14 protein-coding genes are annotated in these 23164 nt (G+C 44.1%); 4 read left to right on the plus strand and 10 right to left on the minus strand.

The genetic code is table 11. The features are described from left to right. Together HMPREF9010_RS00540 and HMPREF9010_RS00535 are read left to right on the plus strand one after the other, a co-directional pair. The coding region (locus HMPREF9010_RS00540; protein WP_157453739.1) for an ISAs1 family transposase at nt 1–442 on the plus strand (442 nt) is incomplete at its 5' end. Between the two features lie 214 nt (nt 443–656). Next, nucleotides 657–4358: a glycoside hydrolase family 2 gene (locus HMPREF9010_RS00535; protein ID WP_032852987.1), complete on the plus strand. Its 3702-nt coding sequence runs from the start codon at nt 657–659 to the stop codon at nt 4356–4358. A 127-nt stretch (nt 4359–4485) separates the two neighbouring features. Here HMPREF9010_RS00535 and HMPREF9010_RS00530 read toward each other — a convergent pair whose 3' ends face one another. From HMPREF9010_RS00530 to HMPREF9010_RS26830, 7 genes are all read right to left on the minus strand, one after another. Next, nucleotides 4486–7065 carry a glycosyl hydrolase family 95 catalytic domain-containing protein gene (locus tag HMPREF9010_RS00530; protein WP_008651914.1) on the minus strand — a complete coding sequence of 860 codons (2580 nt, stop codon included), beginning with the start codon at nt 7063–7065 and terminating at the stop codon, nt 4486–4488. Nucleotides 7066–7153: 88 nt separating this feature from the next. Next, on the minus strand, nt 7154–9715 hold the full coding sequence (locus HMPREF9010_RS00525; protein ID WP_008651916.1) for a glycoside hydrolase family 3 C-terminal domain-containing protein: 2562 nt from the start codon (nt 9713–9715) through the stop codon (nt 7154–7156). 64 nt (nt 9716–9779) lie between these two features. Beyond that, nucleotides 9780–10148 carry a hypothetical protein gene (locus HMPREF9010_RS00520; RefSeq protein WP_008651918.1) on the minus strand — a complete coding sequence of 123 codons (369 nt, stop codon included), beginning with the start codon at nt 10146–10148 and terminating at the stop codon, nt 9780–9782. Nucleotides 10149–10169: 21 nt separating this feature from the next. After that, a complete protein-coding gene (locus HMPREF9010_RS00515) occupies nt 10170–11867 on the minus strand; it encodes a family 43 glycosylhydrolase (protein WP_008651919.1) in 1698 nt (565 codons plus the stop codon). Nucleotides 11868–11901: 34 nt separating this feature from the next. Then, nucleotides 11902–13617 (minus strand): sialate O-acetylesterase, encoded by a 1716-nt coding sequence (locus HMPREF9010_RS00510; RefSeq protein WP_008651921.1) that lies wholly within the window; start codon nt 13615–13617, stop codon nt 11902–11904. Nucleotides 13618–13647: 30 nt separating this feature from the next. Further along, nucleotides 13648–16512: a glycoside hydrolase family 3 C-terminal domain-containing protein gene (locus tag HMPREF9010_RS00505; protein ID WP_032852994.1), complete on the minus strand. Its 2865-nt coding sequence runs from the start codon at nt 16510–16512 to the stop codon at nt 13648–13650. Nucleotides 16513–16541: 29 nt separating this feature from the next. Continuing rightward, a complete protein-coding gene (locus HMPREF9010_RS26830) occupies nt 16542–17462 on the minus strand; it encodes a family 43 glycosylhydrolase (RefSeq protein WP_369746714.1) in 921 nt (306 codons plus the stop codon). 1446 nt (nt 17463–18908) lie between these two features. On the opposite strand from HMPREF9010_RS26830, the gene HMPREF9010_RS00495 reads away from it, so the two are divergent. Further along, on the plus strand, nt 18909–19931 hold the full coding sequence (locus HMPREF9010_RS00495; RefSeq protein ID WP_008651926.1) for a helix-turn-helix transcriptional regulator: 1023 nt from the start codon (nt 18909–18911) through the stop codon (nt 19929–19931). Here the strand turns inward: HMPREF9010_RS00495 and HMPREF9010_RS00490 are convergent. Next, nucleotides 19923–20768 (minus strand): patatin family protein, encoded by an 846-nt coding sequence (locus tag HMPREF9010_RS00490; protein ID WP_004307122.1) that lies wholly within the window; start codon nt 20766–20768, stop codon nt 19923–19925. The two genes, HMPREF9010_RS00495 and HMPREF9010_RS00490, sit on opposite strands and share 9 nt — an antisense overlap. 226 nt (nt 20769–20994) lie before the next feature. Between HMPREF9010_RS00490 and HMPREF9010_RS00485 the strand changes: the two genes are divergently transcribed. After that, a complete protein-coding gene (locus tag HMPREF9010_RS00485; protein ID WP_004307123.1) occupies nt 20995–21522 on the plus strand; it encodes a hypothetical protein in 528 nt (175 codons plus the stop codon). Nucleotides 21523–21627: 105 nt separating this feature from the next. Here HMPREF9010_RS00485 and HMPREF9010_RS00480 read toward each other — a convergent pair whose 3' ends face one another. Continuing rightward, nucleotides 21628–21957, minus strand: coding sequence for a DUF4907 domain-containing protein (locus HMPREF9010_RS00480; protein ID WP_008651928.1), 330 nt, complete (start codon nt 21955–21957; stop codon nt 21628–21630). Beyond that, entirely contained in the window at nt 21938–22996 is a 1059-nt protein-coding gene (locus HMPREF9010_RS00475) for a Kelch repeat-containing protein (protein WP_008651935.1), read from the minus strand. Before HMPREF9010_RS00475 ends, HMPREF9010_RS00480 begins: the two co-directional genes overlap by 20 nt. Between the last annotated feature and the right edge of the window lie 168 nt (nt 22997–23164).

Below are 23164 nucleotides of genomic sequence, written 5' to 3' on the forward strand. Positions count from 1 at the left end.
TGGAAGGATTGAGACAAGAACATGTACTGTAGTCAGTTATGGATCTATTATGGAGAAAATGTTTAAGAAGAAACTTGTGGGGTTGAAGTCTATTGTAGGGATAAAGTCGGAGAGAACAATAGTAGCAACAGGAGAATATACTCAAGAGGTCAGATACTATGTAACTTCACTTGATAATACCAAACCGGAGGAGATTGCATCTGCCATCAGGCAGCATTGGTCTATTGAGAATAATCTTCATTGGCAACTGGATGTTACCTTTCGAGAAGACTACAGTAAAAAGGTGAAAAATGCAGCCAGAAACTTTTCGGTGGCAACAAAAATGGCACTTACCATACTAAAGAATGAGAAAACAACAAAAGGAAGCATGAATCTGAAAAGACTAAAAGCGGGATGGGATGAAAAATATTTGTCACAACTTTTACAGGAAAATAATTTTTAATGCGTCTGCCCTGTATAAGCTGACAATTGTCACTTTATAAAGTGACTATCTATATAAAAAAGACGAGAAACCTATAAAGATACAAAATTAATCAACGAAAAACAAGAGCAGAGACAATTAAGCACATATTAAGTGTACATTAAGCGGTACTTCATTCTAATATTTATTGTCGAACCGTACTTTTATACCAAAATTATTATTAACTTGTAATATCATGAATAGAATCAGCAAAGTATTTCTGGCTTGTGCGTGCAGCGTCTTCTGCATGAACGGACAAGCACAAAGCAATGCTACATGGACAAACGACTTCTCCAATGCCGGAGAAACACTGAAAGTGGTGGGTCGGGGAACATGCAGTATTGCCGACAATGTATTCCGTTCGAAAGGCGCTTATGCCGTATTCGGTCATCCCGAATGGAAAAACTACTCCTTTTCTTTCAAAGCCCGTGCCCCTAAAAATGCCGAACAGGTGCAGATATGGGCGAGCTTCCGCAATTACAACCGTTTCGACCGTTATGTGGTAGGTATCAAAGGCGGACTGCAAGATGATCTTTACCTGATGCGCACCGGATATATGGGTACGGACGAATTTATGGGAGTCCGCCCGTTAGGTTTCCATCCTGTGCCGGGAGAGTGGTATCGTGTAAAAGTAGAAGTTTGCGGCAACCGTATCCGCATATTCCTCAACGACGAGAAACAACCGCATATTGATCTTGTAGACAAGAATGCCGACCTGGTACCATCGGGTGAAGTTGCTCTGGGTGGAGGATGGATAGAAACTGAATTTGACGACCTCACCGTTACTCCGATGGCAGACGATGCACTGAAAAACGTGAAAGTGGTAGAATATCAAAAGAAGGCCACTCCTACGGAGAAAGAAAACAAACGCCGCCAGGAACGGGCTTCCTATACTTCCGCCAAACTGGCAACGCTCACCGGCAGCCGCACAGATATCACGCTGGATGGCAACTGGCTCTTTATGCCGGACTATCAACTGGACAACAAGGATAAGGCTGTTTCGGTACAAACAAACGACCAGGACTGGCACATCATGTCCGTTCCTAACTTCTGGACACCAATCCGTATCTGGCTGCATGGCGAAACGATGCCCTCTCCTACCGGTGCACAACCCAAAGGTGTGTCGGACACCTACTACCAACAGGAAACCGACCGCTGTGAAAACTATACATTCGATTATCGCCGGGTGAAATATGCCTGGTACCGTCAATGGCTGGAACTGCCTGCCAATGTGGAAGGCAAGAATATGACGCTGACCTTCGACGCAGTCTCCAAAATTGCCGAAATCTATATCAACGGAACATTAGCCACTTCACATCTCGGCATGTTCGGTGAAATTCAGGTAGACGGCAGCCGTTTGCTGAAACCCGGTAAGAACCTGATTACCGTAAAAGTGACACGCAAAATGGATGGAAGCGCATCGGAATCGGCAAATGCCATCGATTTCTTCTATTCTTCTGTACGTGAAAGTGAACAGGAAGATGCCAAAGTGGAAGTGAACAAAGATGCTCTGCTAAAAGAAATTCCTCATGGTTTTTATGGTGACGAACCTGCCGGAATCTGGCAACCGGTAAAACTGACGATTACCGATCCCGTAAAAGTGGAAGATGTCTTTATCAAACCGACCCTGAATGGCGCTACCTTCGATGTAACCCTAAAGAACCACGGTAGTAAAAAGAAACAGTTCGACCTTTATACAGATATCATCGACAAAGAAACCGGTGCTGTACTCTATTCGGGATTATCCATACGGAAACTGAATCTCAATGCAGATGAAGAGCGCATGGAAACCTATACGATCAGCGATTTGAAACCTCGCTTATGGACACCGCAGCATCCCAACCTGTACGATTTCAAATTCCGCCTGGTAGCAGATAAAGGAACAGAACTGGACTGTCTGACAGAGACTTCCGGATTCCGTACTTTTGAGGTGAAAGACGGACTTTTCTACCTGAACGGTAATAAATACTGGTTGCGCGGCGGAAACCACATTCCTTTCGCACTGGCACCTAATGATGAAAATCTGGCCAATACTTTCATGCAACTGATGAAAGCCGGAAACATCGACGTAACCCGTACACACACCACTCCGTGGAACAAACGCTGGATGACAGCTGCCGACCGTAACGGTATCGGTGTTTCATTCGAAGGCACATGGTCATGGTTGATGATTCATTCCACTCCAATTCCAGACCAGCGTCTGATTGAAATATGGCGTAACGAGTTTTTAGGATTGCTGAAAAAATATCGCAACCACCCTTCACTGCTCTTCTGGACAGTGAACAATGAAATGAAGTTCTATGACAATGACAGCAATCTGGAACGTGCCAAAGAGAAATACCGTATTATTTCGGATGTAGTGAAAGAGATGCGTCGCATCGACCCTACCCGTCCTATCTGCTTCGACTCCAACTATCAGGCCAAAGGCAAGGATAAGAAATTCGGCGCTGACTTTATGAGCAGCATCGACGATGGCGACATTGACGATATGCACGGTTATTACAATTGGTATGACTACTCGGTTTTCCGTTTCTTCAATGGAGAATTCCAAAAACAGTTCAAAGTAGCCGACCGTCCGCTTATCAGTCAGGAGATGTCTACGGGTTATCCCAATAACGAAACGGGACATCCTACCCGCTCCTATCAGCTCATCCACCAAAATCCTTATACACTGATCGGTTATGAGTCTTATGACTGGGCAGACCCGGCTTCATTCCTGAAAGTACAAGCATTCATCACGGGTGAACTGGCCGAAACGCTTCGTCGCTCCAACGACCAGGCTTCAGGTATTATGCACTTTGCATTGATGACATGGTTCCGTCAGACATACGATTATCAGAACATAGAACCGTACCCCACCTACTATGCTTTGAAACGGGCTTTACAACCTGTATTGGTTAGCGCAGAATTATGGGGACGCAACTTGTACGCAGGTGAGAAACTGCCTACACGCATCTATGTGGTCAATGACCGTGAAGACGGAACGGATCTGCAACCGTCCCTGCTTCGTTGGGAAATACAAGATGAAAGCGGAAAGTGTCTGGCAAGCGGTAGTGAAAAGATTCCGGCTGTGAAACATTATGCGCGATACTATGCCGAACCTGATATTCAGTTGCCGGCCAATCTGCCTGCCGACAAGACAAAAGCCAAACTGGTATTAAAACTCACAGAGAACGGTCTGCCAATTTCTGCCAATGAATATGAGTTGTTGCTCACTAATAAAGAGTGGAATGTAGGTCAGGTAGACCCAAACAAAAAGATCGTATTGCTGGATAAAGATAACACGAAAACGGTATTTGACTTCCTGAACATCAATTATCAACCGATTTCTTCCATAAAAGAATTGCTCAACAGCAAACTGAAAGCCGACCTTTGTGTTATCTCCGGTCTGACAGCCTGCACTGACGAAGAAAAGGAGCTGATCCGTGCTTATCAGTCAAAAGGTGGAAAGCTGCTCTTCCTCAACAGTAAGGAAGCCGTCAAAGCGATATATCCTGAATATATCACGGGCTGGATTATCCCGACAGAAGGCGATATCGTAATTATGGAACGTAATGATGCTCCGGTGTTCAATGACATCGATGTATTGGAATTACGCTATTTCAACAACAATAAACGGGAAATTCCGCAAGCATGTACCGCTACTCTGAAAGTCCATCGCCACAAGAACGTGACGGAACTGGCAGGACAGATGAAAATTCACGCTTACATTGATGGTGGAAAGCCGGAAGACCGCATCGAACGAATAGAATCTATGCGTGGACTGACGATGTTACAAATAGCTGACGGAAAGGGAGAAGCAATGATCTCTACCATGTGTACGGAAAAGGCAACGACAGATCCGGTAGCTGGCAAGTTAGTAGTGAATATGATTAATTGCCTGACTACCAACAAATAGGAATAAGGTAGAAAGCAGAAATAAAAGAGAGGACAAATGTCCGAAAGGTTTTGAATGAATAAACTCCCCCTCACTTCGTTGTGAGGGGGAGTTTTCGTTGTAAAACGAATATCGCATTGTGCAATATTCATCTGATCGTATATCTCTTACCTTTAACAGTATCAAAAGCAATCCGGTCGTCAGCGAGTACTCTTACCTTAGCACCGGAAACTTTCAGACTCTTTGCATCCGGATATTTAAGCATACACTCTGCACCTGCATTAGAAAGTATTTCAATCGAAGTGATTTGCCCTTCTTTCCAGATTACATCCACTTCAAAGTTTCCTCTGGCTTTCATCCCTTTGAACGCACCGTTTTTCCATGCATCGGGCAAAGCGGGAAGCAACTCGATATATCCCCCCTGACTCTGCATCAACATTTCCGCAATTCCGGCTGTACAACCAAAGTTTCCATCAATCTGGAAAGGCGGATGCGCGTCAAAAAGGTTGGTATATACACCACCGAAACGGCCTTGGGGAACAGTCAGTTTCATTGCACTCCGCAATAATGCATGAGAGCGGTTACCATCATGCAAACGGGCCCAGAAATTTAGTTTCCACGCTTTACTCCAGCCTGTGCCCTCGTCTCCACGGGTATTCAGTGTCACTTTCATGGCATTTGCATATTTATCATCTTCTTCGCTCCTTCCGATCACAATCTGCGAGCCCGGATGCAGCCAGAAAAGATGGTTCGTATGTCTGTGTCCACCGTCTCCGGTAACGTCTTTCGTCACTTCGTCCTTCCACTCCATCAATTGTCCGCCCAATCCTATTTTCGGACCGGAAAGTTTGTTCATTGCAGTCTCTATTTCTGCAATCTCCGGTTCTTTGTCCTTACCTAACACCTTGCTGGCTTTTATCATCATATCGAACATCTCTGCTATCATGGCTTGTGAGGTGGAGCAACCTAATGAAAACTCACCATGCTCGGGAGAATGTGAGGGGTTTGCCACCAAAGTACCGTCCCGCTCGTCCGTCCAAAGGTTATCCACCCAGAAAAGAGCCGCTTGGAGCATGACATCATAATACGCTTCTAAAAAGTCCTTGTCAAGATTAAACTGGTAATATTCCCAAATATCCTGGCACATCCAAATAGCTCCTGCCGGAAAATGATGGGGAGTGTCTTTCTTGGCCGGAGCCGTATTACCCCAAATATTATTTTCATGATGCGTCACCCATCCACGTACATTTCCGCCATCGGGTTTGCAATAATATTGTTGCGCCGTATATTTTCCGCGTGGTACAAGGCTCTTTACATATTCTACCATAGGCAGGTGGCAACGAGATAGATTAGTAGGCTGCGTAGGCCAATAATTCATCTGCACATTGATATTGGTGTGATAGTCGGAATTCCAGGGATTGGAAAGTCTTTCTCCCCATACTCCTTGCAAATTGGCAGGCAGAGAACCTTCTCTTGAAGAAGAAATCAATAGATAGCGACCAAATTGGAAATACAACATTTCCAGATATTGATTCTCGGATTCCGAGTTGGTATGAGCATCCATACCCTTCAGCAAACTATCCGTAGTTACAACGGGCATTTCCGGCAGATTGCCCAAATTCAGTTTCATTCTGTCATACAACGAATGGTAATCTTTTTCATGGGTAGCCAATAAAGCGGTATATTTTTTATTGGCCGCCTTTTTCAGCGTAGCCTTCACTTTATCCAGCGGTTCTTCTCCAGAGAAATAATGATAAGAATCGTCCATGCATTGCACATAGTTTGTTGCAGCCGACATCAATACGATGATTTCTTTGGCCTCTTCTATCTTCAATTTCTTCCCGTCTACTACCGTAATCTTTCCGCCTGTATGTTTCACTAATAGTTGCTGCGCGTATTTCAATCCATTCTTCCAATGATCTCCTACGCGCTTGTCACCACTCGTCGGAGTAGGATATCCTGTCAGGGTAATCGTATTGTCCGAAGCCCGGATGACCTTGTCGGTATGCAATGACTCCAAAGATATCATACGTGAAATCTTTCCCTTCTTCGAATCCGATGTCAGACGCATCACCATGATATTGTCCGGATAACTCATAAAATACTCCCGTTTGAAGGTTATTCCTCCCTCTTTATAAGTTACCCGATGAATGGCATTGTCGATATCCAGCGTCCGAGTATAGTCAGAATAGGCAGGTTCGGAGGTAGCCGGATTTACAACCTCTACAATGATATTGCTCAATGTTTGAAAAGAGCCGAAATGCTCTTTAGTTCCCGCCAGTTTATCTATGAGGTTTCGTAGTTCCGTACCGTTACCGTCCCCCTCATAATTATGGGTAATCAATTTTCCGTCTGCGTCAATATAAGCGGAATGATTTACAGTAAAATCATTCATCTTCTGCTGTAACAGCACACGGGTTTTATGAAGATAACTTTTATTCGTTTCCGGGGTTCCCAAATGCCCTCCGTTATAAGACGGATCTTCGCCAGGACCTCCCGACCACAAAGTATGTTCATTTGTCTGAATAACATCTACTTCCACACCTCCGAAGATCATAGCGCCCATATAACCGTTGCCAATAGGCAATGCTTCGCTTTCCCACACTTTTGCGGGTTTGTTGTAAGTAGCTTTCAGGGACGGCTGTTGGAAACGGGCGGCCATTGTTGTTTCCGCCATCAGACAGCATAAGAATAGTGCGTTTATGCACCGCAAATACTTGTTTTTCATACTACAATAAATTAAAAGTCGGGCTGTGTAAAAGGTACAGTTAATACATCGATTACCCTTTACACAGCCTCAACAACTATGATACAATCTATAAATTAATGACAGTTTGCAGACGAATATCTTTAGAGGAAGCACCGACCATAATGTCGAACGCACCTTGGGGAACGATGAATTGTCCCAATCCTGCATCCCAATAACGAAGTTGCTCTTTATCGAGTTCGATATCTACCACACGGCTCTCTCCTGATTTTAAAGGAATACGCCGGAAACCTTTCAACTCTTTAATCGGAACGACACCTCCGGTTTCCGGAATCCGCACATAGACCTGTGCCACTTCATCCCCTTTCCTCTTGCCGGTATTCTTCAAGCGGAAAGAAACGCTGATGGTATTTGCACCGTCTTTTACTTTCAAATCGCTGTATTTGAAAGAAGAATAACTAAGTCCGTAACCAAAAGGATAAAGAACGTCTCCTTTAAAATATTTGTAAGTACGCCCTTTGGTTATATCGTAATCATCGAAAGCAGGCAATTCATCCAGAGATTTATAATAAGTGAGCGGCAAACGCCCGGCTGGATTGTAGTCACCAAATAATACGTCGGCAACGGCTGTTCCTCCCTGTTCACCCGGATACCAGGCATTTACGATGGCAGGAATATGTTCGTCCATCCAGTTGACAGCCAGTGAGCTTCCTGCTACCAATACAACGATTATATTCGGATTTACTTTATAGATTTCCTGTAAGAACTCTCTTTGGTCTGCCGGAAGCTGAATATCGTACCGGTCCTGTCCTTCACGTTCTATTGACTTATTGATTCCCATCACAGCAACGACCGTTTCACATTCGCGGACTGCTTTTCCGGCCTCCCCATACAAATCGAGACGGGTAGCTTTTCCTACCTGCGGAACTTTCCATTGTAATTTTGCGATAGCATAATCCCGGTTGTCATAGTACTCCGCTTTTAACTGATAATCTTTCCCCGCTTCAAGATAGATGGAAGCAGAGTCAGTAGATACCGCATGAGCCGGCCAGGCATCAATCAACAACTGGTTGTCAATACTCAAACGACAACCATCGTCGGAAGTAAAACTAAAAGTATAACGACCGGAGATAGTCGGTCTCAACTTTCCCGTCCAACGAACGGAAAGCGGAGATTTAGGAAGAAAAGGATCGGGCGCCTGATTGGCAGGCTCAAAATTAATCCAACCTTCTTTACGTACTTTAGGCGTACCCTCCAATGCAGTGTTTTCAAAATATTCCGCTTTCAATCCTTCCGGAAAGTTTTCTCCTTGAATCAGTTCCAAGCCGTCGGCAGCAGATTTCCAGGGTGCATACACTACTTTCACTCGATCGCCTGCCCTGTCTTTTATACCTTGCAAAATGGAAACCGGATCTACTACCGGCGCACCGCTATAATCGCCAAACTCACATTTACCGGCATTGATACCTACCACGGCTATTGATTTCACCTTATTAACATTCAATGGAAGCATATTATTCTTATTCTTCAATAAAACAATGCACTCCCGGGCTGCATCCAAAGCAATCTGTTGATGCTCTTTCGAGCCGATCACCGACGGAGAGATTCTGGTATACGGATTTCGTTCGGTTCCATCAAAAAGTCCCAGTTTCATACGTGCTGTCAACACATGGCAGGCAGCCGAATCGATATCGGCATCCGATACCATGTATTGTTTGTAAGCATTCAGCAGATATTCGTCATAGACATCATCTCCACATTCCAAATCCAATCCAGCCTGAATGGATAGAGTGGCAGCCGCCTCTTTCGTCTTTACATACTTATGGGCGTTTACCAATAAAGAAGGTCCCCCACAATCGGAAACGACATATCCCTGAAATCCCCAGTCCTGACGTAACACCTTTTTCAGCAGCCAGGCATTCAGTGTACAAGGCACATCGTTCAACGCGTTGTAAGCAGTCATGATAGAAGCAGCCTTTCCTTCCTTCACACACATTTCGAAAGCCGGGAAATAATATTCGCGCAGTTGCTTTTCCGAGATTTGCGGATTACAGACAAAACGGTTATGTTCTTCGTTATTGGCGGCAAAATGCTTGGGAGTGGAAACAATCTTCAAATAACGCGGATCATCTCCTTGCAAACCTTTCACAAAAGCCGTTCCCATCACTCCGCTTAGAAAAGGATCTTCCCCATACGTTTCCGGGGTACGTCCCCAACGGGGATCACGTGCCATATTCACCGTAGGCGACCAAAAAGTCAGTACATCACTAAACTGCTCTTTTTGCTCTCTCCCCTGATCGAGTTCATTCCAACGGGCACGCGCCTCATCCGAAATCACAGTAGCCACCCGTTTTTGTAACTCCGGGTTCCAGGTAGCTGCCAGTCCGATAGCTTGCGGAAATACAGTGAAACGTCCCGGACGGACTACTCCATGCAATGCCTCATTGCCATGATAGTATTTATCAATACCCAAACGGGGAATACCGGGAGAAGTAGCACGCAGCAAACTAATCTTTTCCTCCACTGTCAGGCGGGAAAGTAAATCTGCCACCCGTTCGTGCACAGGAGCGTTTTCATTCTTATACAACTCTTGCGCATGTATCAATGAGCAAGACATCACAGATAAAGTACCTGCCAACAAAATCTTTTTATACCTGTTCATTATCACCATTTTTCTATCATATTTTCTTTTATAATTGTTCGTAGCACTTGCTCCGGAATCACTTTCCCACTTTCTAATCTACAGGACCGTCCATCAACAAATCATGTTTCTTGTTCTTTGCATCATAAGAATTGAAGTCGGCTCCGTATGTTGCAATTCCCATTACACGCAACATGGAATTCCAGAAGACTATCCCGGAACCTTTTTTCCACGAAGAAGGAACAGCGACGCATTGTAAATCCCAAAGTCCGTTCAGACAAACTTCATCCCGATAAGGCTTTTCCTGGGGAGTGACCAACCCTTCTGCCGGAGAAAAATCACGGGAGAACACCACTTTCTGTGTCTGCGCAAGCATTGTTTCCGAAAAGACTCCGATCCAAATACAGACGCAGCATTTGAATACTTGCAAAGTCATTATCCCACTGTTCCTTTTATCTTGCATGTTTATCGACCTTTCATTTCACTAATTACCATTCTCATTAAATGCCGTTATCGAGAAATAATATTCCGAGTCTCTGTTAAAGTAACGGGCTTCATATTGATTGTCAAATACCGTCACTGCGTGCGTTAACTTATCTTTCTGTGATCCCCACCGTAACACGTATCCGATAACCCCTTTTTGTGCATCCCAAGTGAAACGAAACATTCGTTTATCCTCCGAATTCCGGATTGCCCGGAAGCCTGTCACCTTAGAAGGAGCAGCACCTTCTCCTTTACCAAATACACGGAAACCGGATAAAGAGAAGCACCCATCCATCTCTTTAGCGTTACAAATTCTCAAATAACGGACCTTCACGGGTTTATCCAACGTAAACAGGCGATGAGGCTCATCTTTTCCATTCTCTCTTTCATCAAACAAATTCATCCATTTTTCCCCATCTGCCGAACCTTCGATAAAAAATTGATAAACAACGGGAGGGTGTGGTGCGAAAACCTTGAAGTGATGGTCGGCAAAATTCACGTGTATACTATTTACCAACATTGGAGTCTCCAAATCAACCTGTAACCATTCGCCCTTTTTTCCGGTTTGAGCAGCCCACCATGTTTCAATCTGTTCATCATTTGCATTGCCCGGTTCATAGCCGGCAAGAGACGAAGAAGCCTGTACCGGTTTCCGGTATGAAAGCAGATTCCATCCCACACTCAAATCTGTTTTATCAAAATCAACTTTCCGGTTAGGAATATAGAAAGGATAATCCGACCAGACTGTGTGAGCATATATACCGTTGCGACTGGATACAGCAACCGGAAAAAGTCCCAACCGCCGTTCAAACATATGACGAACGGAAATGATCATGGAAGCTACGTGCCAGTAGTTTCCATACTTATCCCGAAAAGTATGTCCGTGTCCTGCCCCACCGATAAAGCCTCCCGGTTTAAATGAGAACGGATTGTCTTCCACATATTCAAAAGGACCCAAAGGAGTATCTCCTACATAGATTCCATCGCCATAAATACGATATTGAGTACCCGGAGCCGCATATTGCAAATAGTAACGTCCTTCATATTTCAGCATACAAGGTCCTTCGTTCCATCCCTGACGCGGTTCTTCATTATTCTTTCCGGGAACTTCCCAACCATACTTGTCTCCATGATGCGCGATCAGTGCTTTGGCTTCACCCAACGCGCGAAAACCGTCTTTCGGATCTACTTCCACTCCCATAATCGGGTCCTTATCCGAACATCCCCAATACATATACACCTTACCGTCCTCATCACTATAAAAAGCCGGGTCGTGAAGCCGGTAGGTCAGTTTGGTGTCCACAGCCTCCCAAGTATCTTTTTCCAGATGGGCATTTTTGAAAATCTGTGTTTTCCCGCTGGAAGTCGTAAAATAGAGCGTATCTCCTATCGGAAGAATGGTAGGAGCATAATCTTCCAATGTGGGGATAGTCGTACAAGGAATATATTCCCAGTCGGCCAGATCTTCAGAGCGCCAATATCCACCGGACTTGGACGCAAATAAATAATAATAGCCTTTAAAATACTCCAATACCGGATCGGCAGCTTCCCGACGCGATTTGTCTTTCGGTTGAAACCGATAGTTCAGATTCATCGGATTAGTTACTATCCGATGTTGGGCGATTCGCTTTCCTGATGAACAGGAAGTGATACATCCTGCCAATATGCTTGCAATTAATAGATGAGTAGATTTCTTCATGGTGTTTTTCTTTTTATTTATTCCGGTATTTGTGTCATTCCCAGTGATCTGTACGGAAAGGCGATGCCGGCAACCCTTCCTCATTATACAGATTACAACGTGGGCTATTGGAAAATCCGTAGCGCACAGCTACGGGTTCGGCAACTTCATGACTCGATACAATGACCTTATTACCTTCTATGACGGCATCCGCCCAAACAAATTTACGGTCGGCCCCGGCAATGCCAAATCCTGTGAGCTTTGTCGGCTTTGGACGAACCTGTTCTCCTTCAGGAATATAGGGAGAAGTCCCTATCATCAACTTCTTACCCTGATTGGAAAACTCCAAGATAATTTTATTGCCCTTCACTGACATTTTCTTATAAAGAGGTCCCATACCAACAATTTTCTCTCCATATGCCAATTTACGGGCAGCAAGGGCTAACCGATGTCCTACATCGTATTTATCAACCGGATGCAAATCGAACGGGTCGCCAACATCAATCGTTACCGCCATCGCAGTATTAGGCAGGTTCAGTGCTTTCAACTGACCTTCGCGTACCCAACGCCAACCGTTCCCCTCAACAGAAGGTTCCTGATCTACAGGCTCGAAATTAGGAAGCTGTACATATACAAAAGGAAAATCTCCTATTCCCCATTTCTCCCTCCAATCTGTAATCATCCGGGAAAAAAGTGTCGCATATTCTTTTGCCGAGCCACCGGAATTAAATTCACCCTGATACCAGATTACTCCTTTGATACTTAACGGAATTAAAGGAGAAATCATGGCGTTAAACAGATTAGCCGGGCCGTTATTTCCACCATCCGGTTTGCGTGGATTGGGTGGACGAGGTACTCTGGGTTCCGGTTTGGCGGGCGCCGGTTTCCCATCGGCTTGTGCAGCCCGTACAGCTACCGCCCATTCTTTCTGTGCCTGATTCCACTCTTTACCTATTGCTTGATCCCATTCTCTGACTGCTGTATCAAACTCTTTCTGCTTTTGCGGATAAGTAGCCAGTATTTCCGGATTATCTTTCACATTTTTCTCGTAAGCAGCTACATAATGAGCCAATGCAGGCTCCTGCTTTAGCCCGGAAAGGCTTGTCCAAGCTTCTGCACGTGTACCACCCCAGGCGGACTGTATCACTCCTAACGGACGTCCGTTTGCAGCACGCATATCACGTGCAAAGTAATAGGCAGTGGCAGAGAAACCCTGCCCATTTATTTTTGCCAGCATCTCCGGAGTACAAAGCACCCATCTGGCAGCCCGTTCGGGACTGGCTGTTCCTTGAGGAATTTCAATCTCCGACAATGGCTGTAATGACGTATTTTTAGGAACAAAGAATAAACGTAACAATGAATCTTCCGAATGAGCTATATCATCAGCATATTCTTTTCTGACCTTGATCCCCCACTCCATATTTGATTGTCCGGAAGCAACCCATACATCACCTACCAGCACATCCGAATAAACCAGTTTGTTTTTTCCGGTAATAGTCAGCGTCTCTCCTTTTTTCTTCGTTTTTACCGGCTTCAGTTTTACCTGCCATGTCCCGTCGGCATTGGCAGTGGTTCTCACTTTTTGTCCGGCAAAGAGTACTTCAATGTTTTCTCCGGCATCAGCCCATCCCCAAATCGTAATCCGGGTATCTTGCTGCAAAACCATGTGGTTGCCGAAAATCAAAGGCATCCTTACATCTGCTTTCACTTCCGGCAATCCCAAGATAGCGGACAGTGACAGCAACCACGAAACCAAAAGTAATTGTTTCATTTTATCAGGAATTAGATGAAGGTGATGGCTCTACAGAGCCACCATCTTATATTTAGTAGTAAAAGCAACAGGTTGCTTGTTGTCTTTATCCAGTTTGAACGGAATCAGTTTTTCTTCTCCGGCTCCCAGTTCATAATGAATGGCATCCCCTGCTTTTTTGCCGTCAACAAACATTTCTACCTTGCCAATATCCATCAGCGTGCCATTATTCTTCACGCTGACCCATACAGTCTTTTGATTCTTCGTCAGATTCTCTTCTACTTTGGATACAGAAAGGATAAAGTCGGCACCGAATTCGTGCGTATAGTTAAGCATACCGGTCACCCCTTTTTTATTATCGCTGTAACCCACACTATGTTTAATCTCATTCTTGGCCACATAGTCAGGACTCATACCACCGACACATATTTTGAATTCTCCTTTTTCCACTACCCTGTCCATGTGGTCATTGAGCAATGAAATGTCGTATGGCGTCAGTTCAAAAGAGACGGTTTTCGATTCTCCCGGTTGCAAATAAATACGGTCGAAATCCTTTAACTCCATAACACGGGTCTTGACGCTGGCATACATATCCGTCACATACAATTGTGCTACTTCATCACCGGCACGGCTTCCTATATTCTTCACTGTAGCCTGAACCGTCACATTTCCATTGGGTTTTTCCTGTATCTTCAAATCCGAATATTCAAAAGAGGTATAGCTAAGACCGAATCCGAAACGGTAAAGAGGATAATATTCCATATCTACATATTCGTAACGACGCCCCGATGTTTTGAAATTATAATATAAAGGAAGTTGTCCTACGTGACGTGGGAAAGTCATCGGCAAGCGACCACCGGGATTATAATCACCAAACAGTACATCTGCCATTGCCGGACCGCCTTCCTGTCCCGGTAACCAGTTTACGAGAATAGCTTTACACATTTCCGATGCTTTCAGAATATCATAAGGACGTCCTGCCTGAAGAATCAGAATCACCGGTTTACCTGTCGCACAAACCGCTTCCAGCAATTCCTGTTGTTTACCCGGCAGAATCAGAGTGGCCCAGTCATTATTCTCACCGCATGTCTTGCGAACATCATTGGTGGCTTCGCTGGTAGAACAATCCCCCAATACCATTACTACAACATCGGATTGAGAAGCGGCTTTTACTGCTTTGGGAATATTCGTTTCATCCGGATTTGTAAAGTCACAACCCTGCTCATAAAGAACTTTCGTTTGCTTACCAACAGCCTCTTTAATGCCTGTCAATACAGACTTCAACTGTCCGGGTAGTAGTTTCGGAGTGTAATCACCCGGTTGGAGATCGTCTGCTCCGGGCCCCAGTACAGCTATTGTACGCAGGTTCTTGGTCAAAGGCAGAAGGTTCTCTTTATTCTCCAACATTACGATAGATTCACGGGCTGCCTGACGTGCCATCTCTTTATGGCTGTCAGAGTTCCATCCCGGATAAATCTTCTTCCAGTCCAACGGTTTGCAGGGATTCTTTTCAAAGAGTTCATTACGGAACATGGTAGAAAGCATGGTACGACATACGTTGTCCAGATTTTCCATGTTGATGCGTCCGTCTTTGGCGGCCTGAATCACTTCTTTATTGTTATAAGTATCACCGCAATTAGTGGCAATACCGGCAGCCAATGCCTGGTTAGCAGCTTCAATCTTATCTTGTGCCGTATAATGTTTACGGGCAGTCAGATTACCGATAGCACCACAGTCACTGACAATAAATCCGTTGAATCCCCATTCCTGCCGCAAAATCTGTTGCAACAGTTCCGTACTCTTGGCAACCGGAATACCCATATAATCGGAGTAAGCCATCATCAAAGACTGACAGTCATAGTTTCGGATAGCATGACGGAACGGAACCAGGTGAACTTCACGCATTTCACGTTCAGACAAACCGATGTCATGCGAGTCACGCCCACCCAATGGAGCACCATGCCCGCCAAAATGCTTGGGAGTAGTAAATAATCCTCTGGACTGATATCCTTTGATCCATGCACCACCTATTTGTGATACCAATACCGGATCTTCTCCAAAAGTCTCTTCACAACGTCCCCAACGTGCATCCTGCGCAACGTCCAGCACCGGTGACCATGCCTGCTTTGTATTGGCGGCTACCGTTTCGTCTCCGATTACCATCGCCACTTCTTCCGTCAGCTTCCGGTTCCAGGTGGCTCCCATTGCTAAAGCCTGCGGGAAAATAGTCGCTCCGCTTCCATACGAGAAACCATGTACGGCTTCCACTTTTGTGATAGGCGGTACATATAAATGAGGAATACCGGGAATCCCCCATCCTTCACGAATCAATTCCATTTTATCTTCAGGTGTCATCACTGCCAGCAGACTTTCCACCCGTTCTTCTACCGGAAGCGATGCGTCCATATAACGACGGTCAGTCACTTTCCCTTTACTATCTGTCAGTACTTTCTCTGCTACCAATACTGAAATCTCCTTTAGAGAGAAAGGTTTATCCAGCTTTCCCGGCTTGAAATTCAACTTGACATGAGCGCCATATTTAGGAGTGAATTTCACTTTCATCTGTTTGTCATTGCCTTCTATCCGGTAGTTTACGGGAGTTCCCAGATTCATCGGGTCATAAGTGACAAAGATATCCAATACCTCTTTCAGTTCGTTTCTGTTGACTCCCTGCATCTGAAGATCCAGTTCGCAAACATCACCCGGTTGCTGAATGGTAAACATCAGCCATTGCTCGGTCTTTAGTGCCTGCGAAGGTAATGTCCACATCGTCTTTACATTTTTATCAAAAGCTAAAGCAGCATTTTCCGCATTGGCAGAAGCCGATACCGACAGTATATCACTTTGTTGCTGCGCCATTGCCATTGAACATGACAATAATCCTATTGCCAACATCCATTTCATTTTGTTTTTCATGTTATATTCGTTTTTCTTTAGTCAATCACTCATTTTGTTTGCCTTACCAGCTTGATTGTACCATCAGGATTGTAATACAGTTTATCTACACAGATAGAACGAAGCCAGTCGTGCCCGGACAACGCACTGTTATGATAAAAGGCATACCATTGTCCTTTGAACTTGACAATAGATCCATGATTGGTATAGCTGTCAGTCGGTTCCATATAAATACCTTTCGATTCCCAAGGTCCCAACGGAGAGTCACTGATCGCATAGCGCATCCGGTTGTCCCCCTTCACTCCATCGTTCCAGTTTTCATCGTGATTGTCGGAATAAGAGAGATAATACTTTCCATTATATTTGTGAATCCAGGCTGCCTCATGGAAATCTTCCAGTCCTTTCATGAGTTGCATCGGACCATCCAACTCCATCATATTATCTTTCAACTTACCTCCTTTACAGGTGCCGCCACCGCCATTATAGATATACGCCTGCCCGTCGTCATCTACAAAGACACAAGGGTCAATCATCGGATCCATCCCTTCAACATATCCCTGCACTTTGAATCCTTCCGCCGGTTTATTGCTGGTAGCCACTCCGATCTTCCAACTGTCGTTCCAGTCTGTTTCACTGGGATGAGGAAAATAAAAATAGTAAGTGCCGTTTTTATAAGCACAATCCGGAGCCCACATAAATCCTCCTTCTTTGCGTCCCCATGGCACCTGATCGGAGCTTAATATCTCTCCATGATCCGTCCATGTCACCATATCATCGGTTGAAAACACATGATAACGATCCATCAAATCACAACCTCGCGGAGGTGCTATATCATGGGAAGCATATACGTACAGACGTCCGTCTTCCCAAACATGAGCCGAAGGGTCTGCTGTGTACATATGCCGGATGAAAGGATTCGGAGTTGCCGGATTCAGGCTGGTATTAAAAGCTATCGCCTTTTCTTTGCGCAGAACCTTAGCGGCTTCACCAACCAGTTTCAGATAATGGTCACTTTCTACTCCCTCCTCGATAGGAACGAATGTACTTTTTCCTGTCGGAACTTCCTTTGCACATTTAAAGATAGCCGTCCCCTCATCAATTTCGTCAAACATAGCTACATAAATCATTTCGGCACCCGCCCGGATAGCTCCCATCATCTGTTTCCAAAGAAAAGAGCCTTTATTGCGGGGGATAAATGAATTATGATCTTTACCTTTCATATTCCCCCAGGAGAAACCCGGAAAAACCAACGGTACATAATCAACCTGATTCTTTTTCGCCCACTGGATATCTTCTTCCACCAACTTCTGATATTTCGGATAAGTGGTTTCATTGTAACGTCCCACGAACCAAGGCATCACAATATCGCATTTTCTGATAAGCTCATGCAACCTGGGATCTGATTCCGTATCCCCTTTCAGCTCCCGCCATTGAGTAGGTACTCCAAGCATCACACTAAATCCCTGTGATTTTAAGCCGTCGATAATATGTGCAGCTTCTTTCAATCCATAACGGCGATTATCATTAAATCCCACACCCCATACAGTTACCAGCGGTTTACCATTGTGATACAGATAAGAAGGGTTTTTCGCATGATTTTTTAAAGAATGGCGTTGCGCTATTTCCGCAATGTCTTTGAGCAACAGTTTTTCTTCTCCAGGCTGCATCCCGCTCAAGTCATACATCACACAAATAGCCCGTTCATATTTATTAGCAGCTTTCATTGCCGAGTTCAATACTTTATTAAAATGCTTCAATCCGCTTTCATTCCGGATTTCTGCGATAAAACGCTGCATGAACACTCCATCCAGTCCATACTCTTTCATCCATCTGAAATGAACATTGACAGTCGACTCGTCATAAGAAGAAAAGACGGATGCAGGCTTACCATCCGCAAAAGTAAAATCCGTTTTATAGAGCTTCTTATACTCTGATACCTCCGGCCAAAGATCTACGGAACACGATCCCGGACGAAATCCTTCACGACCATTGTAATGATGCCATCCACGGCCGGAACCGTCACCAGGGGTGTTGAACCACCCCTGATAACCAGCCATAACCAATCCTTTGTAAGAATTGTACTGTTTCCTGCCGCCGGACTGTGCCATTATCCCTATTGAAAACAATAAATAGACCAATAACCAATTCAACCTTTTTACCATGTTATTTCTTTGTTTTTCATGTTATACCATTAAGTCCTTAAAACTATTTTCAGCAAAGTAAAGAGGCACCCCTTAATAAATTCCACAAAAGTGAATTAATAATGACTTAAAATCGAATTAATCGAGGAAAAAAAAGATAAAGTAGTAGAAATAGATACCTAATTAGGAAAATATTATGGAAATAAAGACCTGTAACCTCTTTGTTTTCCTGAATTTATTTTTCTACTTTTGAAGCAAATCTTTATTCTTCTACTTATGCCAGCAAATAGAAATGCCTTAATCCGTTATAAAACAATTGATAACTGTCTGCGTAATCCTTATCGACGCTGGACGTTGGAAGATTTGGTAGATGCTTGCTCGGATGCCCTTTATGAATACGAAGGCATTGATAAAGGCATAAGCAAACGTACGGTACAAATGGATATACAGATGATGCGTAGCGAGAAGCTGGGTTATAACGCTCCGATTGTGGTGTACGAAAATAAATACTATAAATACGAAGATCCGGAATACAGCATTACACAAACCCCGCTGAATGAACAAGACCTGAAAATGATGTCGGAAGCAGTGGAAGTGTTACGGCAATTTAAGGGTTTCTCCTATTTCACAGAAATGAGCGATATTATCAACCGCCTGGAAGACCATGTCGCTTCTGCCCGGATGAAAACCACTCCTGTCATTGACTTTGAAAAGAATGAATCATTGAAAGGACTGGATTATCTGGATACGATCTATCACGCGATTGTAAACGAGCATCCGATACAGCTCAAATATCGTTCGTTCAAGGCACGTTCCGCCAACAGCTTTATTTTTTATCCTTATCTATTAAAAGAATATCGCAACCGGTGGTTCGTTTATGGAGTCAGAGGAAACGGACGAATATTGCAAAATTTAGCTTTGGACAGAATACAATCATTGGAAGTTCTGCCACAAGAACACTATATCAAAAATACATTCTTCGATCCGAATACGTTCTTCGACGACTTGGTAGGTGTCACCAAAAACTCCGGAAGCATAGCAGAGAAAGTTGGTTTCAAAGTAGCGGCAGCCGAAGCACCTTACATCATAACCAAGCCTATACATCGCAGTCAACAACTGGTGGAAAGGCTACCCGACGGAAGCGTCATACTGGAAATTGAAGTCGTAATCAACCATGAGTTAGAACGGGTATTCTTCGGATATGTCGACGGAATAGAAATTCTTTATCCCAAGACATTGATAGAATTAATGAGTCGGAAATTGGAAAAGGCTGCCAAGCAATATACAAAGTCAAAATGAAAATAAAGCTTTCGCACATTCGTACCCTTCCTTATAAAGCTCTGTCAGCTTTTGCACATCTTTCTCTATACGGTCTACAGCTACAGGTTTCAAAGGACGGATAACGACAATCTTTCCCTCATCCTCCATGCGTTCCACCATTTCCAGCTGTTCATTATAAACAGCACACCGGCAACTTAACGCTTCACGCAACTTCGGATATTTCCGGTATACAAACGAAGGGATACGAATATCTTTCGAATCTTTCCGATATCCCCGGTTACGGGTAAGTATCACGACATTTCTCGTACAGCCATCCGCAATAGCTCTTTGCAGAGGTATGGAATCTACGATTCCCCCATCAAGCATAGGAATCTCATCCACATAAGTGATAGGACACACAAAAGGGAGACTGCTGGATGCACGGACAATATCGATCACCCTGCGCCTGTCTTTTTTCTCTTCGAAATAATTGGCTTCTCCCGTAATGCAATTAGTAGTCACCATCACGAAACGTTCCGGTGAAGCAAAATATGTTTCATAATCATAAGGAAGAATGTGTTCGGGGAACTCATTGAACAATAGATCGAAATCCAAAATATTACGCTTTTTGAGCAAATATTTCAGACCGATATAATTGTACTTCTCCAACAAGTCGATATTGCTGTACTTGGCACGTCCCCGTTGCCGTGATGCATACGACAATCCGTTGCACGCACCGGCAGACACTCCTATCGCATAGGGAAACCGGATATCATGATCCATAAAATAATCAAGTACGCCGCAGGTGAATACTCCACGCATTCCCCCGCCTTCCAACACTAAACCGGTAGATCCATCTATCTGTAAGTTCTTCATTTTTTCTCCTATCTTCTAATTTCCATTCTCTTTTATACATGCTCTCTCTGTATTTACTATTCATGCATATTTATAACAAAAACAAACGGAAAAGGTAGTTCATTCAGCAAAAATAGTAAATATTTCAACAAAATCTTGTTTTTTTGCTTCAATCTATGTAACTTTAGGCTAACTTAATTGTTTAAGGAGGAAAAAAATTAAAAAGTCCTGCCCGCAGGCAAGCACCATGAGAATACAGTTTGAGATTAAAGAAAATTTGCCGGAAATTATCGAAGAGATCTTACACTCTGATAAGTGGCAAACTTCCGTGAAGGAAGAACTTAGCGGTCGGACGACCGTTGTGATCCGTGACCAAGCGTATGGTTCAGAAGCTACCATTGAAATTTATGCTACATCTATTGAAATCAAAACTGCCTGGTCTAAGTACTCCTATCGTATATTTGTAGCCAACGATATCGTATGGTGCGAATATAACGGTGCCTATCGTGGTCTGTTGGAACAAGTGCTCCTACCTACTATCACTCCTAAAGAAAACCTGCTCAATTCTGACGTAACTGAAAGTTCGCTTTATGGAAATGAGCATAAGAAATTGAGGGAGTATGCAGAAGATAATTTGAAACTGAAACAATTCCGCCGGGAAAACTTCAATGAGCAGAAGAATGGAACCGCACCATTCGATCATCCCAAGCGGGTGTATGATGAGTTTATCAAAGAAGATTATGTAGTTGCACCCAAAGAAGAAGAGAAGAAATAATCTGTACTTAATGCTTTAGTTTGTGCCATCGTATTGGCACAACAGTGCCACCATGTTGACACTATCGTGCCAATGAGGTGGCATGACTGTGCCAACATGGTGGCATTAATACACTACTCCCAAGTTATCCAGGTCAGCCTTTGATATGGCAAATTCATTTCCGGCTTTAATCCGTTCCAGCACTAAATTTCCGATACATTGGGCATCTTGCACCGATTGAAAAGGCTTTTTCCCGGATACAACCGGGATAAAAGGCTGAACGATTATCAAACTCTCTCTCTCATAAATCTTATAACCGTATCCACTACCTTCAATCTGGGTTACTTCCAGCCGATATATGTTTATCGAATGCATATACCCATATATGATTCCCACTAAAAGCAGCAAGACAAAGCAACTAATACCTATTATTTTTTTATTTCTCTTCATATTCATAAGGCTTCAACTCCCAAGTATCATCGTAATAATAAGTAGAAGCTCCTCCCGTAGCTATAATTCCCCGTTTTCCAGTAGAAAAGCATACGGCTTTCGAGCGTGTACTTCCTTCGAAATCTGTCAAATCTTCCCCATCCCAGAGGTCCGTCAGAGGGTCGTAAATCCAATAATTGGAACGATAACTACCACCAGCAGTCTGCCCCGCAGCAATGTATCCTTTACCGTCGATCACGAAAGCACAAGCATAAGAACGGACGATAGAAGTGTAATCGTCGTCATAATCATCATCACTCTTATCGTAAAGTTCGCGCAATTCTTTCCAAGTACCCGTTGCCGGATTAAAACACCAGAAATCCGTCACATCCGAACCGTTATTTTCACCGCCGCAGATATAAGCTATATCATCTATGACGAAGGCCATACCGCCCATTCTCTTCTGTCCGCCAAATCCACTCATGGCTGTCCATTCTCCTTTATCTCCCACCGACGGGTCGAACTTCCAGAAATCCTTTTGATAATTATCGTTGTAACCTGTACCCAGGTACCCATACTGACCAATGCCGAAAGAAAGTGCATAATACCGTTTACCATAGATATTAGTCCCATCAGTTCCATCCGGGATAGAAGCCATCTCCTTCCAGGAATTTGTGGCAGGATCATACTGCCAGCAATCATTCAGATAATCCTTTTTTGTCGCATCGTAACCGGTAGCAATATATCCTTTGGTACCTACTGCAAAACCTGTAGCCGCATTTCGGGCAGGAGCCGCATCGGGCATTGATGTACACTGTGTCCACGAATTAGCCTCGATGTCATACGCCCAGCAATCTTTCAAACGGTCTTTGGTACTCCCCCGGTATCCGGTGCAGAGGTACCCTATGTTACCAATCGTAAAACCAGCTGCGTCCGTACGCGCCACACCATCAAAATCAGAACGGCGATACCACACACCTGCCGTATATTCAGTATCATCCGTACATGCCGCCAATGAAAGCAGCACCACCATCATGCAAAGTAATTTATTCATTTTCGTATTCATAAATATGTCGTTGATTACAACCGCAAATGTAGGCGGCAACGGGCACGCATAAAAAAACTATCGACAAATAAAGACATTCTATCTACCAACAAAATTCAGGTCGACAAATACAGAGATTTAGTCGATAGTTTTTTGGAGGACTATTTAAAACCTCTTCTTTTGCCGCTA

The organism is Bacteroides sp. 3_1_23 (assembly GCF_000162555.1).
Lineage (GTDB): Bacteria > Bacteroidota > Bacteroidia > Bacteroidales > Bacteroidaceae > Bacteroides > Bacteroides ovatus.

What these genes read in the sequence shown, in the direction of transcription:
- HMPREF9010_RS00480 (WP_008651928.1), bottom strand. Translation starts at nt 21,957, where the DNA reads ATGAATATGAAGAGAAATAAAAAAATAATAGGTATTAGTTGCTTTGTC.
- HMPREF9010_RS00485 (WP_004307123.1), top strand. Translation starts at nt 20,995, where the DNA reads ATGAGAATACAGTTTGAGATTAAAGAAAATTTGCCGGAAATTATCGAA.
- HMPREF9010_RS00520 (WP_008651918.1), bottom strand. Translation starts at nt 10,148, where the DNA reads ATGCAAGATAAAAGGAACAGTGGGATAATGACTTTGCAAGTATTCAAA.
- HMPREF9010_RS00525 (WP_008651916.1), bottom strand. Translation starts at nt 9,715, where the DNA reads ATGGTGATAATGAACAGGTATAAAAAGATTTTGTTGGCAGGTACTTTA.
- HMPREF9010_RS00510 (WP_008651921.1), bottom strand. Translation starts at nt 13,617, where the DNA reads ATGAAACAATTACTTTTGGTTTCGTGGTTGCTGTCACTGTCCGCTATC.
- HMPREF9010_RS00535 (WP_032852987.1), top strand. Translation starts at nt 657, where the DNA reads ATGAATAGAATCAGCAAAGTATTTCTGGCTTGTGCGTGCAGCGTCTTC.
- HMPREF9010_RS00475 (WP_008651935.1), bottom strand. Translation starts at nt 22,996, where the DNA reads ATGAATACGAAAATGAATAAATTACTTTGCATGATGGTGGTGCTGCTT.
- HMPREF9010_RS00515 (WP_008651919.1), bottom strand. Translation starts at nt 11,867, where the DNA reads ATGAAGAAATCTACTCATCTATTAATTGCAAGCATATTGGCAGGATGT.
- HMPREF9010_RS00495 (WP_008651926.1), top strand. Translation starts at nt 18,909, where the DNA reads ATGCCAGCAAATAGAAATGCCTTAATCCGTTATAAAACAATTGATAAC.
- HMPREF9010_RS00505 (WP_032852994.1), bottom strand. Translation starts at nt 16,512, where the DNA reads ATGAAAAACAAAATGAAATGGATGTTGGCAATAGGATTATTGTCATGT.
- HMPREF9010_RS00490 (WP_004307122.1), bottom strand. Translation starts at nt 20,768, where the DNA reads ATGAAGAACTTACAGATAGATGGATCTACCGGTTTAGTGTTGGAAGGC.
- HMPREF9010_RS00530 (WP_008651914.1), bottom strand. Translation starts at nt 7,065, where the DNA reads ATGAAAAACAAGTATTTGCGGTGCATAAACGCACTATTCTTATGCTGT.